The following is a 17,801-nucleotide window of genomic DNA, read 5'->3' on the forward strand; positions in this document are numbered from 1 at the left end:
AGAGGCCCGGCCGATGCCGGCAACGGGCCGCTCTCCCGGTCACGCCGACCGTTCGGCGAGTTTGTAGACCCTCTCGTGCTCCCTGTGACGGACGGACACGATCATGTCGCCGAGGGCGTCAGTGTTGACGGACTTGCCCAGGGCGTGGTCCTCGGCGAGCTTGCCGGCCTCTGCGGCCATGGCGGCGGCGACCGCCTCGACTGCCTCCTCCACGGCCGGATAGTCCCTCCACCTTGGCGGGGGCGGCACAGCCTCCCCCCCGGGGGCGGTCATCTCGATGTCCTCGCTCCGGTCGAGCGTGCCGGTGAGTTCGTGGGCGGCCCCTTTCATCGCGCCGATCGTCGAGTCGAACCTCGGACCGTCGAACTCCAGCTTCTTCTGCTCGATGGCGGCCTGGAGGGATTCCTCGTCGAACAGGACCGACGCCTTCGCTCCGCGGCGTTCGCCGTGTCCGCCCCGGTCACCGGCGTCGACGGTGGAGTAGGGCAGCAGGTTGCGGAACGTCAGGTACGCCTCGATCGACTTCTCGGGGGATTTGGCCGCCATGACGTTCGTCGCCGCGTCGAAGATGGCGGAGAGTTGCCCGCCGGCCAGTTGCTCAGCGGGCAACAGGACGGCGAGCTTCGTCATCAGCTCGCCCTTGAGGGCAGTGGCCACCTCTTTGCCCAGTCTCTCCGCGATCCCCTCCCTGCCGGAGGTGGCCGCCATCCGCTTCACCGCATCGACCTCGGTCATCCAGGCCGTCGTGTGCGAGCCGTGGCCCTCCACCCCGCGCGGCCCAGCGGCCCTGCCCTGGATGTCGGGTTCCTTGCCGTCGAAGGTGACGACGAGGCTGTCGGTGCTGGAATCGGCCACCCATTTGCTGTCGGCGGCCGGGGTCGGCCGCGGACCGAGGGTGGCGTGCAGTTTTTCGACCAGGTCGGTCAGTTTCCTGATCGCATCCGGTTCGGCAGCCATGCGTTTGTCGGCCGACAGGTAGTCGCGGAGCCTGTCTGCGGCGGCCTTGGCCGCGTCCTCTGTGAGGAACCCCGACTTCTTGACGGCGGTGGGGTAGGCCCCGGCCACGGCCGTCTGGTGCTCGTACAGGAGGTGGGCGAGGATGAGAGCGCCGTTTTCGAGCGCCTCGGAGTCATCGAGCGACTTTTTCAGGGCGCCCAACTCGCCGGATCTCCGGTTCAGGGCGTCGTCGTACTCCTTGAGCAGGTCGGAGTCCTTTGGCTGCACTTCGAGTGTCAGGGTCGTCAGCAACCGGACGGTCTGGATGACCTGCGTCGTCATCTCCCGCAGCTCCGGGTACCCGGTGTCAAGGTCGGCGAGCTCTTTGGCCTTCTTGCTGATCGTCTCCGTCTCTGCTGCGAACTGATCGTCGATCTTGGGCGTCATCTTTCTGCGTTTCTTCGCCGCCCCCGCGTCCGGGATCAGGAAGCGCGAGATGAGCTCCCGCGCACTGGCCGACAGTTTCTGGGCCTCGCCGATGTCCTGCGAGATCTTTTCCGTCCGCGTCGGCGCGACGACGCGTTCGATGTCGGCCTCGCGGACCGCCGCCTCCATCGAGAACAGACCCCACAGGCTCTCGCGCGTCTCCTTCTGCTTGTCCGGTGAGAGGGTCGCCTCCGGGTGCCTCTCGACGGCCAGCACCTTGGCGCGGGCCGAACCCTCCCCCGCCCCCTTCGAGCCGGTCTGGCTCTTGGCGGGCACCGTGGCGTAGGGGAGGAAGTTGCGGTAGGCGAGGTGGTAGCCGATCGCCTTGGACAGCAGGTCGGGCGCCTCCCGGCCCGCCTCGTCGGTCGGGGGTCTGCTCAGCGCGTCCTCGGCCCGCTTGAGCAGATCGTCCACCTGGTGGGCGTAGTGTTCGAGGGCGCCTTGGCGCTTGTCCTGGTCGGCGGGTTCCAGTGTCCTCCACAGCTTCATGCCGACCGAGTGCTCGTCGGACATCCACGCCTCGGCGTTGCGCTGCTTGTCGCGCAGCAGCCGCACCGTCTCCTTGATCGGCTTGCCGTACAGGAGAGCGTGCACGGAGTCGACGACGCTCGTCCACGAGCCGGTGTGGTCGCCCATCCGATTGCCGAACGGCGAGGGTGTGCGGGTGCGGCCGAACGCGATGCTCTCGATCATGTCGCCCTTGACGGCGACGTGCGGCCTGAGGTGGACCTCCTGGGCGCGCGGCTCGACCGAGAACGGGCGCTGCCCCCGTGGGGCGGCGTGCGAAGTCGAGAAGGGCTCCTCGTGGACTGAGGCGGGCCGCTTGCGCATGCTCCCGCTGAGATGATGGGCCGGCGAGCCGGCATGGTGGCTCGCGGCCGGAGGGGTGTGCACCGCCTTCGTACGGTCGCTGATCGGCCGCTTCCTCTTCCTATTGGGCATCGGGACCTGCCTCGTCAGGGGATCGCTCGGTAGAGCAGGATCAGGGAGAAGCCGGCGAGGGCGTCGGGATCGCCGACGGCCGTGAGCCGCCACGCCCGGCCGCCGGCGGTGAGTCCGGGCGTCTGCACGAGCCTGCCCGCGTTCAGCGCGAGCCGGGGGTCCCCGTGCAGCAGGAACCGCGCGCTGCCGTCAGATGTTCCGTACTGCGCGATGACCCCGGTGACCTGCCGTCCCGACATCGCCGGGAACAGGTCAGGGGTGATCGGCAGTTGCAGTTCGGCGCCTGCGCCGGCGGCGAACTCGTCCCACGCCTCGGGGAACTGGGCGGCGACGTCGAGGAACAGCGCGGACGGGTAGGGCTTGAGCATGCCCCGCACGGCGGTGGCGAAGGTTTCGCCGCCGTCCTCGGCGGTGTACCGCACGGTGATCATCACGTCGAGGAGTCCGGCCGGGGGCTTGCGGGTTTCCAGTCGCCAGCGCGACACCGCGCCGGTCCCCTCGAACGGCAGATAGCGTTCGTCGTCGTAGCGGAGCTCGAACAGGCCGCTGTCCTCGCGGCCGTCCTCGACCTCCGACAGCGCGATCCGCTGGCCGGGACGCCAGTCGCCACGCAGGCTCGCGGGCGGCGACCCCTTGGGGTCGAGCAGGAAGCGCACGGCCTTGGGGTCGGGCGAGAGCACGGTCTTGTTGTCGATCTGGGTAAGGGTCGCATTGGCGGTGACGGGGCCGTCGGCGGTGACGAACACGACGCTCACCGCTTTGACGCGCCGCCGGTAGTGGCCGGGGAAGTCCCTGTCGAAGAGGGTCTCGGTGAGCGCGAACTCGCAGCGCCGCTCGTTCTTCAGCGCCAGCAGCGCGGGGGCGTCGAGGTGGAGGAGCGACACCCGCTTGGTGATCTCCAGACCGCGGTCGTCGGAGTCGAAGTACGCCTGGCCGAGCCGGTCGAGGTCGAAGGCGAGCTGGTCTCCTGCGAGCAGCCCCTTGCGCCTGGAGTCCCAGTAGGTCGCCCTGATGAGCCCAGGAGCCCCGCCGCGCTCGGCCTCGTAGGCGCGTTCGGCGGCGCGGGCCATGTCGAGGGCCATCCGGTAGGTCTGGAAGTAGATCCCGGAGACCTGCCCGACCATCCAGCCGTAGAGCTCGGGTCCGGCGAACTTGGAGGTGAGGAAGTCGGTGACGGCGGTGAGGTGCGCGATCTGCCGCTTGTGGATCTCCAGGTCGCGCCGGGCGACGGCGAGCTGCAGTTCGGCGCCGGCGACCTGGTGGCCGAGCTGGACGACGTCTGAGCGGCAGGTGTCGAGCTGGAAGCGCCAGTCCTGCTCCTGGCGTTCCTGGTCGGCCCGCACGCCGAGCACGTCGCCCAGCATGCTGAATCCCTGGCCGAAGCTGGCCGAGACCTCCGAGCCGACGTCCAGGGCTTCGCCGATCTGGTCGCCGCCGACCGAGGTGCCCATGATGAACGGCCCGACGAGGGCCTGTGGCACGCCCGAGGCGATCGCCGCGCCGATCTTCAGCCCGCCGGAGACGAACTGCGCGGCGGCGCCGATGCCGATCATCGCGAGCTGTGCCTCCTGGAGCGGCGACATCCCCTCGTCGACGAGCTTCTTGTAGTAGGCGACCCTGTCCTCGGCGGCCGCCTTGGCGTCGCGGGCCTCGGCCAGGCCCTCCTCGGCGATCTTGACTTCGGTCTCTTTGATCTGCGTGGTCAGCGCGAGGATCTCGCCGTCCTGGCGGTTCTGCAGGCGGGTCAGCTCCTCGTTGTCGCGGCGGTCGATGGCGTCGAGCAGGTCGGCACCGAGCTGTCTGAGCCGGTCGGCCAGCTCACGGGCCCGCTGGTGCACGAACTCGAACCGGTAGGCGGGCACGGGTACGGCCGCCGCCGCGGCGGCAACGTCGGCCGCGCCGCCGCCTGCCGCGCCCCGCACGAGCGCCATGACGTCGAGGGGCGGGTCGAACAGCGGGATCGGACGGCTGACGCCCATGATGTCGAGCGATGCCCGGATCTTGGTGAGCCGGTCCTCCACCCGCGTCCAGTACTCCAGGAACTGTTCGTTGCCGGGCACGTAGAAGTAGGGGTGGGCGACGCCCGCGTGCACGGCGCCGCTGTCCTTCAGCAGCGCGCCCTCGGCGGACAGATGCCCGGTCTCGACCGGGCCGTCGCCCAGGTCCGCCGAGTACGGCGCGGCGGGCGGCAGCGCCGCCTGGCCGAGGGTGACGGGACGGGGGCCCAGCAGGTCGTAGGCGTAGATGTAGAGCATCCGCGCCTCGTCGACGGTCTCGGCGGTGTACTGCCCGAACAGCATGTCGCCCCAGTCGAGCAGGTTGTCGATGTAGGCCATCACGACGGCCCGCCGGTAGGCCTCGGGACGCAGTTCGGCGATCGCGTGCGGATCGTACGGGTCGTCCAGGTAGGCCCGGATGAGCGCCTGCCGGTCCCCCATCATGCTGTACTGGCGGCGCAGCCCGCCGATGATCGCGACGCGTTCGGCGAGCCCCTCGGCGCGAGGGCCGGCCGGCAGTGCCGCCTTGACCTGGTCGAGGCCGGTGCCGGCGAGGTGGGTCAGATAGTCCAGTTCGTCGGTGGTGAGGTCGCGCGCCCGGCGGAACGCGGGCGCCAGAGCCTCCAGCTCCGCCAGGATCGGCGACAGCAGGGACTCAAGTGGGCCGGACCCGAGGTCGGCGAGGTCCTGGCGGCATTCGGCGACGAGCGCGTGGACGTCGGCGGCGAGGAAGGGCAGGAACCGCCAGTAGCGGGCCGGTGTGGTCGGGTCGAAGACGTACTCATACCAGCGCCTGGCTTCCTCGAAGCGCTGCGCGCCGTTGAGCGCCTGGGCGATGAGCAGCGGCGCGTGGAAGAAGATCTCCCAGTAGTACAGGCCGTTGGCGCTGTCGAAGTCCAGGTAGGAGCTGACCGGGACGTTGGGCGCGAGTTCCGGCTTGACCTTCACGGTCTTGGCGTCCGAGACGGTGATGCTGAAGGCGGGTAGCTCTTCCACCTCCTGGGTGGTGGGGTCGAGCAGCGCGTCCACGCCGCCGGCGAGCAGTCGCCGGTTCAGCTCGGAGGCGGTGCTGGAGGTCAGCCGGGTCAGCTCGGTGGGCAGCGCGGCGATCTCGTAGGGGCGCGGGACGGCGTCGCCGACCGGGTAGGCGGCGTAGTTCTGTTCGAGGAACAGGTACAGGGCGGTGTCGCCCTCCAGCAGGCCGGTGAAGTCGCCGGGGAACCCGGCGGGCAGCGCGCGCCAGTTGCCTTCGTAGGGCAGGAACGTCAGCGGCGTGCCGGGCTCCCAGCCCGGGGCGAGCGAGGCGTATCCGGTGGGGCCGAACGCGTATCGCCGCTCGCCGCGGGTCAGCACGCCCCGGATCCGCTGGGCTGTCTTCCTGGGGTAGCCCGCGTCGACGTAGTCGGGGATCGTGGTCCCGTTGTCGGTGAGGGTGTACCGGACGTACTCCTCCGGGCCGACGAGGAACAACTTTCCTTCGGCGACGTAGGCGGCGGTGACTTCGCCGCTCTCGGCGAACCTCGTCGGAACTCTGCCGAAATCGCGCGTGGCCCCGTTCTCGCTGCCGCCGCCCCTGCTCAGGGTGTAAGAACCTCGGCCGTTGTCGAAGGCGATCTCGGTCGAGCGGTCCCGCACCACGGGCCCCGGCCCGTCCTGGACGGGCACGTGGTCGGCGTTGCCCGCGAGGTCGTAGGACCTGGACTCCACGGTGAGGTCGTTCTTCAGCCGCACGTACCTGCCGCCGTAGACGAGGAAGGTCTCATCGCCTCTCTGGTGGACCCGGTCGAGGCTGCTCACCCCCCACGCGCTGGAGGCCGGCTGCGGGCCGTTTCTCGTCGTGGTGAACATGTTGCGGTCCCGGGAGTAGAGCACCTCGGTGCCGTCCGGCATGGTGAAGGCTACGTCGATCTTCGTCCAGGCAGGCGGCAGGTGGTCGTCGCGACCGTCCGCGAGCTTCTTGGGGTAGCCGGGGTCGAGCCTGCCGAAGGGCGCCGTCGAGTAGCGGTAGTACTCGTCGCCGACGAACAGGACAACCGCGCCGTTGCGGATGACGCCGGCGTCGACGCGGCCGTCGCGCAGCAGAGTGACGTCGACGACGCCGAACCGTTCGGCGACCCGCTTGCGGTTCTGCTGCGAGGTCACCTTGCCCGGCGACACGGTGATGAACACCCCGCCGGTGGCGTCGAAGAAGTACAGGGTGCCGTCGGCGAGGCGGAAGGCGGCGTCGACCCGGTCCCAGGTGGTGGGCAGCCGGTCGGGGTTGGCCTTGAACGTCTGGAGCGGCGCGGGGGCGCCAGGAGCGGCGACGGGGCGGCACAGGAAGCTGCCGCCCTTGTGGTCCACGCTGAACCAGCGGCCGTCCTGGCTGTCGGCGGGCGCGTTGAACCGGACGACGTCATTCTCGGTGACCTCGGTGACGGGAGGTTCGTCGAACAGCCGGTCGAGGTCGGTGGGCTGAGGCGGGGCGACGGTGCTCAGGGCGGGCAGCCCGTACATCTCGGGGGTGAGGGTGAACGCCGATTTCACCGGGCTCGTACCGTAGGTGTAGGTGCACTGCACGACGATCGCGTCGTGGTCGCTGACGCCGGGCACTCTCCGCGACGCCTGCACGTAGAGCCCGACGTCGCTGATCAGGCCTTCGCGTTCGGTGTCGACCGCGAGCACCTGCGCCGGCAGCCACTCGCCGTTGAGGTTGCGGAAGGAGTAGTAGATCTTCACCTGGAACCGCGGCGGCGGCGCGTTGACCTGCTGCCGACCGCCTGACCCTTCGGTGACGACCACGGTGGCCTCGGACGGGTCGCCCGCCGGGGCGGGCTCCACGGCCGGCCAGAAGACGAACACCCGGCCGAAGGCATGCACCGGGTGGACCCGGTCGGCGGCGATCTGCACGTCCACCTTCAGCCAGGGCTCCCAGGTGGCCGACAGTTTGTCGCCGTCGCGGAACTCGGCGGAGCGGTGGTAGTAGCGGGGCGGTTCCGTGCGGGTGCGGCCGAACAACACCAGCCGCCGCACCTCGGGCTCGGCCTCTTCCGGCTGGTAGACGTAGCCTCCGGCGATGGCCAGCCGGGAGACCTCGGTGTACTCGTCGAGGTAGCGCTTGTAGGAGGTCTGGACGGCCTCGGCGGTGATGTCGCCCTGGAGCAGGTCGTTCTCCAGGGTGGAGAACGCCGGGGTCTTGCGGGCGCGCAGTTCGGGGCGCAGGTAGTTCTCCGGGTAGAGGAAGACCTTCCGGTTGGCCTCCCACGTCCGGTAGCTGCGCATCCAGGTCCACCAGGTCCGCAGCCGGGCGCGGACCTCCCCGGGGTCGGCCCCGTCGGGCAGCGCGACGCTCTCCAGGCCGAGCAGGTAGCGCTGAAGGTAGAGCTGGGTGGCGGCGATGGCCTCGCGGACCCGCGAGGTCGTGCCCGCGGGACCCATGTCCACGTCGATGAGGTAGCGCTCGTACAGCGCGCGCGAGTCGCCGTGCCGGGGCGTGAGCAAGGCGACGAGCGCGTCGCGTTTGAGGACGTTCAGCCGGTCGCGCGTCTGCCCTGACACCTTCGGCCACTCCAGGGTGGCAGTCCGCCGTTCGAGCATGCCGTACAGCGCGTCCGCCGCAGCCTCGGGGTCGGGGGCGGAGCCGTGGGCCTTCGCCCAGACGTCGTACAGTTCTGCCACGCCGGTGCCGAGCTTGTCGGCCGCGGCGAACAGGTCTACCAGGGTGAGCAGGAACTCGATCTCGAACAGGCTCTCCTCGCGGGTGCCGGCCCGGATCAGGGCCATGTTCCGCCGGGCCCAGCGCACCTCCTCGATCGGCCGTGCGAACGTCTCGGCCAGGTAGGCGTAGGGGTCCTCGGCGCCGTCCAGGAAGAACCCGGCGAGCCCGTCGGGCCGGGTACGGCACAGCGCGGCGAAGCGGACGATCGTGTGCACGTCGCTCAGCCGGTAGTCGGCCGACCCCGTCCAGCGGTGCTGGAAGTCCTGCGGGAAGGTGCGGTCCACCACGTGGTAGGAGCCGGAGTAGCGCAGGTAGCGCTCGCCCTTGAGCAGGTAGGTGCGGCCGTCGAGGACGAACGCGCCGTCGGGTCCGCTCTCGAAGTCGGGCGGCGCGTCGCCCCAGTTGCCGCGGACGGTCCTGGGGTAGCCCGGCTCGACGTGGTCCAGGGTGCCGTCGGCCGGGTAACGCGCGTACTGGTCGCCCTTGAAGACGTACAGCTCGCCGGAGGGCGCGGTGAACGCCGCGTCGAGGGGGCCTGCGTCGAAGGCGTTGCGGACCACGCCCCAGTTTCCGCTCACCGGCGTGACCGTCCCGCCGGACAGGCACTGGCCCGCCTTGAACAGCCGGACGACGCCGTCGCGGCCGACGAACGCGGCGTCCAGGCCGTCCTGGAAGGCGGGCGGCAGGGGCGACAGGTTCAGCTCGGCGGCCAGGTCGGCGAGCGCGCGCGGGTAGCCGTCGTCGACGTGGGTGCGGTCGGGGCCCGAGTAGCGGACGTACTGGTCGCCGGAGAACAGGTAGATCCGCCGGTCGGCGACGAGCGCGGCGTCGACCCTGCCGGTCTCGGTGAGGGTGTTGCGGGTCCGTCCGAGGGAGCCCGGCGCGAAGGAGGCCGACAGGGCGGGCGACACGGTGTGGCAGACCCCGCCGACGATCACGTGGATCGTGCGGTCGTTGCCGACGATCGCGTCGATCGGCTTGTCGAGGGCGTCTTCGAAGGACTCGGGAAGCAGCGCGAACGGCTCCTCCGCGCGCAGGTTTCCCGCGATGGGCTTGGGATAGCCGGGGTCGACGTCGCGGTAGACGTCGCCGGTGTAGCGCACGTACCGGTCGCCGGAGAACAGGTAGGTGTGCCGGCCGCGCCACACGAACGCCGCGTCGACCGTGCCGCCCGGGGCGAGGAACGGGTTGGGGGAACGGCCCCACTGATCCCTGACGGGGATGCGCGCGCCGAACGCGTCGTCGCGGAAGGCCGCGCAGGTGTCGTCGAAGAAGAACCAGGTGACGCCGTCGGCGGCGCGCAGCGCCGAGCGCAGCTTGTCGGCGGCCTCCAGATCGTGGCCGAAACCGGGATAGAGCCGGTCGATCGGGCGGACGATCGACCAGTGGCCGGCGCGGTCGTCGTAGGAGACGCAGTCCTTGCCCGCCAGCAGCACCAGCGTGGTCCCCTCGACCAGAACGGCGTCAGGAAGGGCGAACCCGTCGGGCGCGCCGGGGAAGACGGCGGCGGCCTGGACGGTGACGGGGTAGCCGTCGTCCGGCGCGGCATAGGAGGCGCCCGAATAGACGACGTGGCGCACCAGCCCGTTGGCGTCCGGCCTGCTGTAAAGGTGGGTCCGGTCGCGATGCACGTAAGCCAGCGCGACGCTCTCCAGACCGCCCCAGTGCTCGCGGATCGGCCGCGGGTCGCCCTCGGCGAGCGACGCGCCCGCGGCATGCGCGACGAACTGGTCGCCGCTGAACAGGTAGATCCTGCCGTCGCGGCCGGTGAACGCGGCGTCCACGGCGCCGCTCTCGCGCAGCACGTCGCGGGGGCGGCCCCACTCCTCGGCGATCGGGTAGTCGCGGTTGAGCTGGGTGTTGAAGCAGGTCGGGCCGCTGAACAGGTAGGTCACGCCGTCCGCGCCGGTCAGCACGGCGGAAAGGCCCGTCCCGAAGCGCGCCGGCACGGTGCGCAGCGTGCGTGGCCGGTACGGCGCCACCGCGACGGTGCGGCCCTCCAGCGCCGACAGCCGCTGCCAGCCCGCGCCGGTCTCGACCATGATCGAGCCGTCCTCGACGTAGGCGCAGCGCACGTCGCCGAGCGGCAGGTCGTCGTAGCGGCGGTAGGACGTCGTGGACACCGCGTGGCACACCCCGTCGCGGAACAGGTAGACGGTGCGCCGGTCGGAGAACGCCGCGTCCACCCCGTCGAGCCGCACGGGCAGCGCGCCCAGGCCCGGCTCTCCGGACAGCGCGGAGACGCGGCGCGGGTAGCCGGAGTCCACGGCGGTCAGGGAGGTCCCCGTGTAGCGCACGTACTGGTCGCCGGAGAACAGGTAGGTGCGGGTGCGTGGCACGTCCACGCCGTCGACGTTCTCGGTGACGTCGAGGACGAACGCCGCGTCGACCCGCCCGGTGCGGGCGAGGTTGTTGGGGACGTGCCCCCACAGGCCCGAGATCGCGGCGGGATAGCCGTCGTCGACCTCGGTGTAGTCGTCGGTGGAGTAGCGCGCGTAGTGGTCGCCGCAGAACAGGTAGGTGCGGCCGTCGACGCCGACGAACGCGGCGTCGATCCGGTCGAAGGGGATGCTCTCCCACTTCTCGTGCAGCGCCATCGGCTCCGACCACCAGCGGTGCCGGGCGTCGAAGCGCAGGAACTGGTCCCCGGCGAACAGGTAGGTGCGCTGGTCGCGCCCGGTGAACACCGCGTCGACCGGTTGGCGCAGCATGCCGTCGGGCATGTTCCACCAGTTGTCCGACAGCGGCTTGGGGAAACCGGGGTCGGGGGTGCGGTAGTCGCGGGTGGAGTAGCGCACGTAGAAGCGGGAGGCGTCGTCGGAACGCGCCTTCAGCCGCAGCCCCTCCCGCGCGATCGCGACCGTGACGCCCTCGGCGGTGGTGAGCTCCCAGCGGGGTGCGCTGCCCCGCATCCCGGTGAGGGTGAGGCCGTGCTCCTGGAAGAGCAGGCGCAGCGCGGGGGTGAGCCGTCCGGCGTCCAGGTCGGGCTGGTGGGAGTCCGGCAGCTCGAACAGCACGCCCCCGACGCCGAACAGGTAGGTGCGGCCGTCCATGACGAACGACACCTCCACCCGGGTCAGCCCGCCCCAGTCGCCCTCGATCGTGCGCGGGAACCCCGAGTCGACGGACGAGTAGTCGCCGGTGGAGTAGCGCAGGTAGGTGTCGCCGCTGAACAGGTAGGTGCGACCGTCGAGCCCGGCGAACGCCGCGTCGATCCGGCCGTCCGGCGCCGACGGGCCGAGCACGCCCCAGCGTTCCGCGGTCGCCTCGACGGTCGCGCCGCTGCCGTCGACGGCGGCGGTCCTGCCGTCCCTGAACAGGTGCAGCACACCCGACGGGTCGGTGAAGGCGGCCTCCACCCCGCTCTCGAACTGCGGTGGGACGTTCTGAAGGCGGCGCGACACGCCCTCGTCGGCCAGGACACCCGGGTTCTCGAGGCTGTCGGAGTAGCGCAGCACCTGGCTGCCGGCGATGAGGTGGACGGCGGAAGCCGTGGTGTAGGCCGCGTCGACTTCAGCAAGGGCTGAGCCGGCCCTGCCCCAGACCTCGGCGATGGGCCGCTCCCCTGCCACGGTGATCCAGCGGTCGCCGCTGAACACGTGCACGACGCCGTCGGCGTCCTGGAAGCAGGCGTCCAGGCCCTCGTGCGCGGCGGGCACCGGCAGCCCTTCGAGGGAGCGCCATTCGGCGATGTCGCGCGGGTAGCCGTCGTCGACGGTGGTGTAGTCATCGCTGTAGCGCACGTACTGGTCGCCGGCGAACAGGTAGACGCGGCCGTCGGCGTCGGTGAACGCCGCGTCGATTCCGGCGGTGCCGGCGAAGGCGTTGTCGATCTTCCCCCAGGTATGGGTCTTCTGCGCCCATCGGGTGCCGCCAGGTTCGCGGGTGAACGACAGCGCGGCGCCTGCCGCGTCGCGGCCGAGGAGCCAGGCGACTCCGTCGTGCCGGACGAACGCGGCGTCCACGGCCGTCAGGGCGGCCAGGTGCGGCGACAGGTCGGTGAGCGGGCGGCGCGCCTCACTGGTGCGGGCCCTGGTGGCGGCGTCGTAGGTCCAGTAGCCGCCGTCGTCGCCGAACAGCAGGATCGTGCCGTCGCCGGTGTCGAGCAGGGCCTGGATCCGGTTGACGCCCGGCGGCAGCGTCAGCGGTTCTGGGAACTTGCCGACGAGGTCCAGGTCGGCGAAGATCGCGCCGACCTCGACGGCGTCGAGGCCGAGCTTGGCGGCGAGCAGCCCGAAGCGGCGGATCCGGCGGTAGGCCAGGCGCAGCCGAGGGTCGTCGGGAGGCTCGGGCAGGTCGAGAGCGGGGGCCGCGAGGAGCAGGCGGGCCTGCCGCGCGCCGCCCGCCACGGAGCCGCACAGCGTCCGCGCCGTGGCCGGGTCGAGGCCGAGCACGTCGGCGAGGCAGGCGTAGAGCGTCTCGTCCTGCCGGTCGGCCAGCGCGGCGAGCCGGTCGACGATCTCCGTGACGGCGGCCGTCTGCTCCTTCGCCACGGCGTGGAGCAGGAAGAAGACGTCGCGTGCGTAGTCGGCCATGCCGGGCAGCGCGAAGGCAAGCGAATTGTCGGCGCCGGCGAAGTAGCCCAGCCGGGCCGACGGCACCGCGTACCGGTCGGTGATCATGCCCTGCTGGACCAGGTGACCGAGGAGCGCGGTGCGCTGCTCGTCGGTGAGGCCCAGGCGGGTGAGCGCCGCCGGGTCCAGCCGGTAGGGCGCCTCGTCCCGCAGCACTCTGACGATCCGGTCGAACACGAGTTGCTCGTCGGCGGCGCTGAAGTGCGGGCCGAGCGCGACGCTGCCCTCGGGGTCGGCGAACACCGACGGGTCGACGACCCGGCCACCTGCCAGGTCGACGCCGTCGAGCGCCGCGAAGACCCTCCTGGCGGCGAGGTCGTCGGCGATGTCGGCGAAGTCCTCGGCGCCGAAGGTTGTCAGCTTGGTGCGGTGGGCCGCGATCTGACCGCGCAGCGCGGCGAGGACGTCCGTGCGCAGCACCGCGAACTCGGCGGCCAGCCCGAAGTCGTCCGGGGATAGGTCGAGCAGCGCCGCCTGGTCGGCGTAGCGGTCATCGGCGTCGAGGTGCCCGTTGAACCGCAGGCTCGCCAGCAGCCGGGTCATCTGGGCGTCGGTGAGCCGCAGCCCGGCCAGCACCGCCGGGTCGAGCGGAAGGGCCTCCTCGCGGAACCGGTCGAGCCGATCCTGGACGAGGTCGGCGACAGGCTTGACGGCCTCGGTCAGGTCGACGTTGACGACGAAGCGGGCGGCGTTGTCCGCCTCGAGGAAGAAGTCCGGGTCGAGGAGCTCGCCCTGCTCGTCGAGGCAGCCGTTGAAGACGAGGTTGTCGTACAGCTCGGCGCGCTGGTTCGCGCCGAGGCCGTCGAGGTGCTCCATGTCGGACGGGTAAAAGGCGGCGACGCCGTTCACCGTGGCGGCGACGGCCTTGAACAGGGTCTCGCGGCAGGAGTCGAAGTCGCCCGCGAGGTCGATGGCGCCGGGCGTCGTGGCCGCGAGCGTCCCGTCGGCGCGTAACCCGTCCCGGTACACGAGGTTGCGGAAGATCTTCCCCTGGAGGCGGTCGCCCAGGCCGAGGCCCCTGAAGTCCGACGGGAAGATCGCGCCGAGGTCGGACACGGCTCGGTACGCGGCGGCCTCGGCCTTCGCCCGGTCCACCTCAAGCAGCCGGCTTCCGACGGCCGCCACGACCCCCTCGTCGAAGGCGACCAGCACGTCGTGGACGACCTGCGCGGCCCGCTCGCCGAACCGGTCCGACGCCAGCGCACGCGGGGTCAGCGCAACGCCGTCGAGCTCCCCTCTCAGCCGGTGGAACAGCGCGGCCAGGCCCGATGTGTCGGGGTCGGGGCGGCCTCCGAGAATCTCGGCCAGCTCCGCGCTGTCGAACCCGGCCGTCCCCATCCAGCCGACGACCGCGAACAGCGTCTGGGCCAGCCACAGCGCCGGCTCCGCGGCGCCGCCCTCCAGCACCCGGTGCATGTCGCGGATCTCCGGCCCCGGCGCGCCCAGGACGACGAACGTGGTGTAGCGCTGCAGCGAGGGATCGCCCTCCAGCACGACGAGCACGTCGAACAGCTCGCCCGCACCGACCCCGAGCGCCGCCGCGAGCAGCCCGGCCCGGCGCAGCAGCGAGATCTCCTCAAGCCCGACCTCCCCACGGTCGAACGGGCTCGGCTCGTGCGCCGCGTAGTGCTCCCGGTAGCGACGGACGATCTCCACGATGTCCGGTTCCGCGACGCCGATGAGCCCCGCCAGCCGGAACCGGTAGTCGCGGTTGGCGGGGGCGAGAATGTCGCCCGCGCACACCTCGACCTTCACCTCCTTCTCCGGACGCCAGGGCACGACCAGCCCGCACACCTCGTCGACGCCGAGCCCGTGAGCCTGCCCGAGCCGCACCACCGCCGCGACCGCGCGCAGCGCCGCCAGGTCCAGCCGGCCCCCGGCGCAGGAGGTCAGCATCAGGTCGAGATCAGTGAGCGACATTCCGGTACGGCGGGCCAGCCGGATCAGCCGGTGCGCCCGGTCGAGCCAGACCGGCGGCAGCTCTGCGCCGCCGTCGGCAGGGGCGAGCTCGGTCTCCTCGTCGTCGAGAACGACGAGCTTCCCCTGCCCGTCGAGCTCGACGAGCTCCCGCATCCCGGCGTGGTCCAGCCCGGTCGTCTCGGTGAACCTGCGCGTGTCCCGCAGCACCGCGAGCGTCTCACTGGGCGCGAGCCCGTACCGCTCCCCGAGCACGGCCGTGTCCGTGCTCGCGTCGGTGACGACCTTGACGTCCTCGGGGGTGAGCTTGAGGTACTCCCGCGCTGCCACGTCGTGGTCGACGTGCGTGGCGAACAGCCGGTAAAGCTCCTCCGGCGTCACCTTCAACTGCTCCAGGCACACCCGCAGCCGCTCGGACTTCAGCGAGAACGGCAGCCCGAAAGGGTACGTGGTCTGGCGCAGCGTCTCGTATGGATCGTTCCCAACGAGCCGCTCCAGCACCTCGTTGACGATGTCGAGGTAGGGGGTCTCGGTGAAGGTGTTCTCGGCGTCCAGCACGATGCGCTTCAGATCGGGCCGCCGCTCCAGCAGCTCGGGCTGGTCGAACGATCCTTCCAGCAGCCCGAGCAGCTCGACGAAGTACGCGGCGGGCGACCAGACCGACCGCGCGTCGTCCCGCTCAGGAAAGCGTAGTTCCCCGAACAGACGCGCGTAGTCCGGCGACGATCCTTCACTCACCATGCTCATCTCCCGCAAGCGACTCCAGAGGCGCTTCATGATTCCGAAGATGAACAAACCCGCCTACTTACCACAAAGACAGATCTCGACCCCCCTTTTCCCTCAGCACAAAAACCCATTTATCCGCCGAGCAATATCCTGAGCAAGCCCGAAAGGGAAAAAATCCAGCACCCGCGTGGATCACGGTGTGGAGAAATCGTGCAAATGGTGTGTAGGTGTGTCGGGAGATCTGGTCGCGTCTCACCTACAACCACAAAACTGCATCCATGCGTCCCGCGATGAAGATGCCGCACTGGGCCAAGTGGACAGCCATCATGGCATTGCTCGGATGGCTTGTGCTGACCATCGTGTCCTACCTGTCGCTGCCGCTGTTCCAGACGATCTGGTGGTTCAGCAAGCTCGTGACCGCAGCGGCCTGGATATGGGCCGCTCTATGGTCCTTCACCGCGGTGATGACCTACCTGTCGCTCAAGGTTCATGTCCGATCCTTCGTCGTGCTGATGATCACGGTGCTCCTGGGGGCGGTCATCTTCAGGACTGACTGGCAGAGCCTCTACATCGACAGTCAGTTCTGGCTACACCGGGATGAGTTCGCCGCTCTTGTGGCGGAGAACCAGGACGGCCGACCACTCACGGTGCCATGGTGGATGGAGTACTTGTCGATAGATGGCCAGGTACGGCAGCAAGGAGCAGTTCTCTACCTTCCGGTGTTCGAAGACTCCTGGCGTGCGGAGAGCGGCAGAGGGATCACCCATCTACCGGCCCCGCCGACGTCCGAGACAATCATCCAGACCGCTGCCGGCGACCGCGGCAGCCCCGTACGAGACCTGGGCAGCGGCTGGTGGTGGGTGGAGTGACCAGACGCAGCAGTACGCGGTTTCAGGGCCTCTTCTCCAAGCTTGCCGAGAGCATCTGCGATGGCCCTTGTCACGCTCGCCCTTGCTCGGAGCGGGGGTCAACTGCGCAGCAGCTCCGTGAGCGGCCCGCGTACATCCGCGGGATACAGGTTCAGCTGCTCGAACTCGGCGACGGTCGCCCATCTGAGCTCAAAGCTGTTGTCCGGCCCGTGCTCCACAGCCTCCTCGCCGGAGAGCGACGGGACGCCGTTGACATCACGCATGAGAAAGTAGAAGGCAGGTCGGCCATGGTGTGAGCTCGTGAAGAGCAACCGGTCGATCTCCCCGGCGAGAGTCGTCTCCTCATGGAGTTCACGGACTGCCGCGCTCTCCGGCGACTCGCCATCCTCCACATGGCCCCCGGGAAGAACCGCGTAGTGGTGCCCGGGACACGACAACCCTTGCCGGCCACCGGCATCGCACATGACACACGCGACGCCAAGGCGGCGCCGGAGAAACCGCTTGATGACCAGGACTCGCATACCGTCTACGACCACGGCAACCGCTCGGGGGATCGGCATGAACTGGATCATACGATTCGCCCCTGCGGAGTGGGATGAGTTCCGCAGAACCCTCGATCAGAGGCTGTACGCCGAGATCAAGCTCGTGTCGGCCCGCACCCGTAGCCCAACGGATCGCAGGGCGACCTCCTGGCCGTCAAGACAGCTCACCGACTGGCGCGACGGTCATGCCCATTAAGGAGAGTCGCAAGGGGTCAACCACGGTTGCTCAGGAACCGGCCTCAGCCGCAGGTCAGTGCCCCTACAAGCCGAGATCTCCGCAATTCCCAAGCTGACAGCGCGGGTTCGATTCCCGTCACCCGTTCCCATGCTAAAGGCCCAGGTCCGGGACGTGATCCCAACACAGCACCTTGATCGTTCTTGGCTCAGAACGCTCGGAGGAGTCCGCCTGGCCTTGACCGAGAGGGATTACAGAGCCAAGGCATGCTGTAGTGCCCGACCGACGTCCATCATTGTGGGCATCGTCAGCGCCCCTAGATCGGCGACGATCTGGTCTCGGTACAAGGGGCCGAGATCGTCGCAGTTGACGTAGCCGGTGAGCGGGTCACCAGCGCGCAGGGCGGCCCAGGACGGCAGATCGCGGCGAGTGGTGGTGATCCGCACGACCAGACAATCATCGATGGCGTTGTTGCGGGCATTGTTGGAGACCACGAGCCATGGCTTGAGCCCGAAACCGAGATCGGCTCGATAGACCCGGCCGCGGACGGGGACGATGTTGGGGGCAGCGTTCACGCTCGCGTTCCACTATCCATCCCGTTGCCGCGGTCCCAGCCACGACGGGCGGCCCGGTAAGCGCGGTCCTCGTCGTCCATCTCAGCCGCCCACGCCGCATACCCGGTGGTTGCCACCTGCTGAGCGACAGCATCCCGTCCTGCGCGGACCAACGCTGCCAGGATCTCTGCGTCTGAGGCGCCGGCGTCCAACTCCTGGCCGGTGAGATGAGCCAGGGCCTGGCGCTCGAGGCTGACGGGAGCGTGCATGCGCTCCAGAGTGGCGACATCCTCAGGTCCCATTGGGACACTCTTGCGAACACTCATGCAGCCAACTATACAGCAGAGAGTGCAACTAATGATGCTGCAAAATATGCTGCATCGAAC

General features: G+C 69.8%; 5 protein-coding genes. 1 reads left to right on the forward strand and 4 read right to left on the reverse strand.

All coding sequences use genetic code 11. From position 1 onward, the window contains the following. Positions 1-39: 39 nt before the first annotated feature. Positions 40-2,364: a hypothetical protein gene (locus ACFOY2_RS36150; RefSeq protein ID WP_379532610.1), complete on the reverse strand. Its 2,325-nt coding sequence runs from the start codon at positions 2,362-2,364 to the stop codon at positions 40-42. A 14-nt stretch (positions 2,365-2,378) separates the two neighbouring features. Continuing rightward, complete coding sequence (locus ACFOY2_RS36155; RefSeq protein WP_379532611.1) at positions 2,379-15,290, reverse strand: Tc toxin subunit A-related protein; 12,912 nt, start codon at positions 15,288-15,290, stop codon at positions 2,379-2,381. A 263-nt stretch (positions 15,291-15,553) separates the two neighbouring features. Here ACFOY2_RS36155 and ACFOY2_RS36160 point away from each other — a divergent pair, with 263 nt between their 5' ends. Next, on the forward strand, positions 15,554-16,144 hold the full coding sequence (locus tag ACFOY2_RS36160) for a hypothetical protein (protein WP_379532612.1): 591 nt from the start codon (positions 15,554-15,556) through the stop codon (positions 16,142-16,144). Between the two features lie 98 nt (positions 16,145-16,242). Here ACFOY2_RS36160 and ACFOY2_RS36165 read toward each other — a convergent pair whose 3' ends face one another. Continuing rightward, a complete protein-coding gene (locus ACFOY2_RS36165) occupies positions 16,243-16,716 on the reverse strand; it encodes an NUDIX domain-containing protein (protein WP_379532613.1) in 474 nt (157 codons plus the stop codon). Between the two features lie 396 nt (positions 16,717-17,112). Further along, positions 17,113-17,436 (reverse strand): type II toxin-antitoxin system PemK/MazF family toxin, encoded by a 324-nt coding sequence (locus ACFOY2_RS36170; RefSeq protein ID WP_379532614.1) that lies wholly within the window; start codon positions 17,434-17,436, stop codon positions 17,113-17,115. Between the last annotated feature and the right edge of the window lie 365 nt (positions 17,437-17,801).

Source organism: Nonomuraea purpurea, assembly GCF_042650645.1.
Classification (GTDB): Bacteria; Actinomycetota; Actinomycetes; order Streptosporangiales; family Streptosporangiaceae; genus Nonomuraea; species Nonomuraea purpurea.

Bases quoted from the DNA above. Each gene is read 5' to 3' on its own strand.
- ACFOY2_RS36155 (WP_379532611.1), bottom strand. From the start codon at position 15,290: ATGGTGAGTGAAGGATCGTCGCCGGACTACGCGCGTCTGTTCGGGGAA.
- ACFOY2_RS36160 (WP_379532612.1), top strand. From the start codon at position 15,554: ATGCGTCCCGCGATGAAGATGCCGCACTGGGCCAAGTGGACAGCCATC.
- ACFOY2_RS36165 (WP_379532613.1), bottom strand. From the start codon at position 16,716: ATGATCCAGTTCATGCCGATCCCCCGAGCGGTTGCCGTGGTCGTAGAC.
- ACFOY2_RS36150 (WP_379532610.1), bottom strand. From the start codon at position 2,364: ATGCCCAATAGGAAGAGGAAGCGGCCGATCAGCGACCGTACGAAGGCG.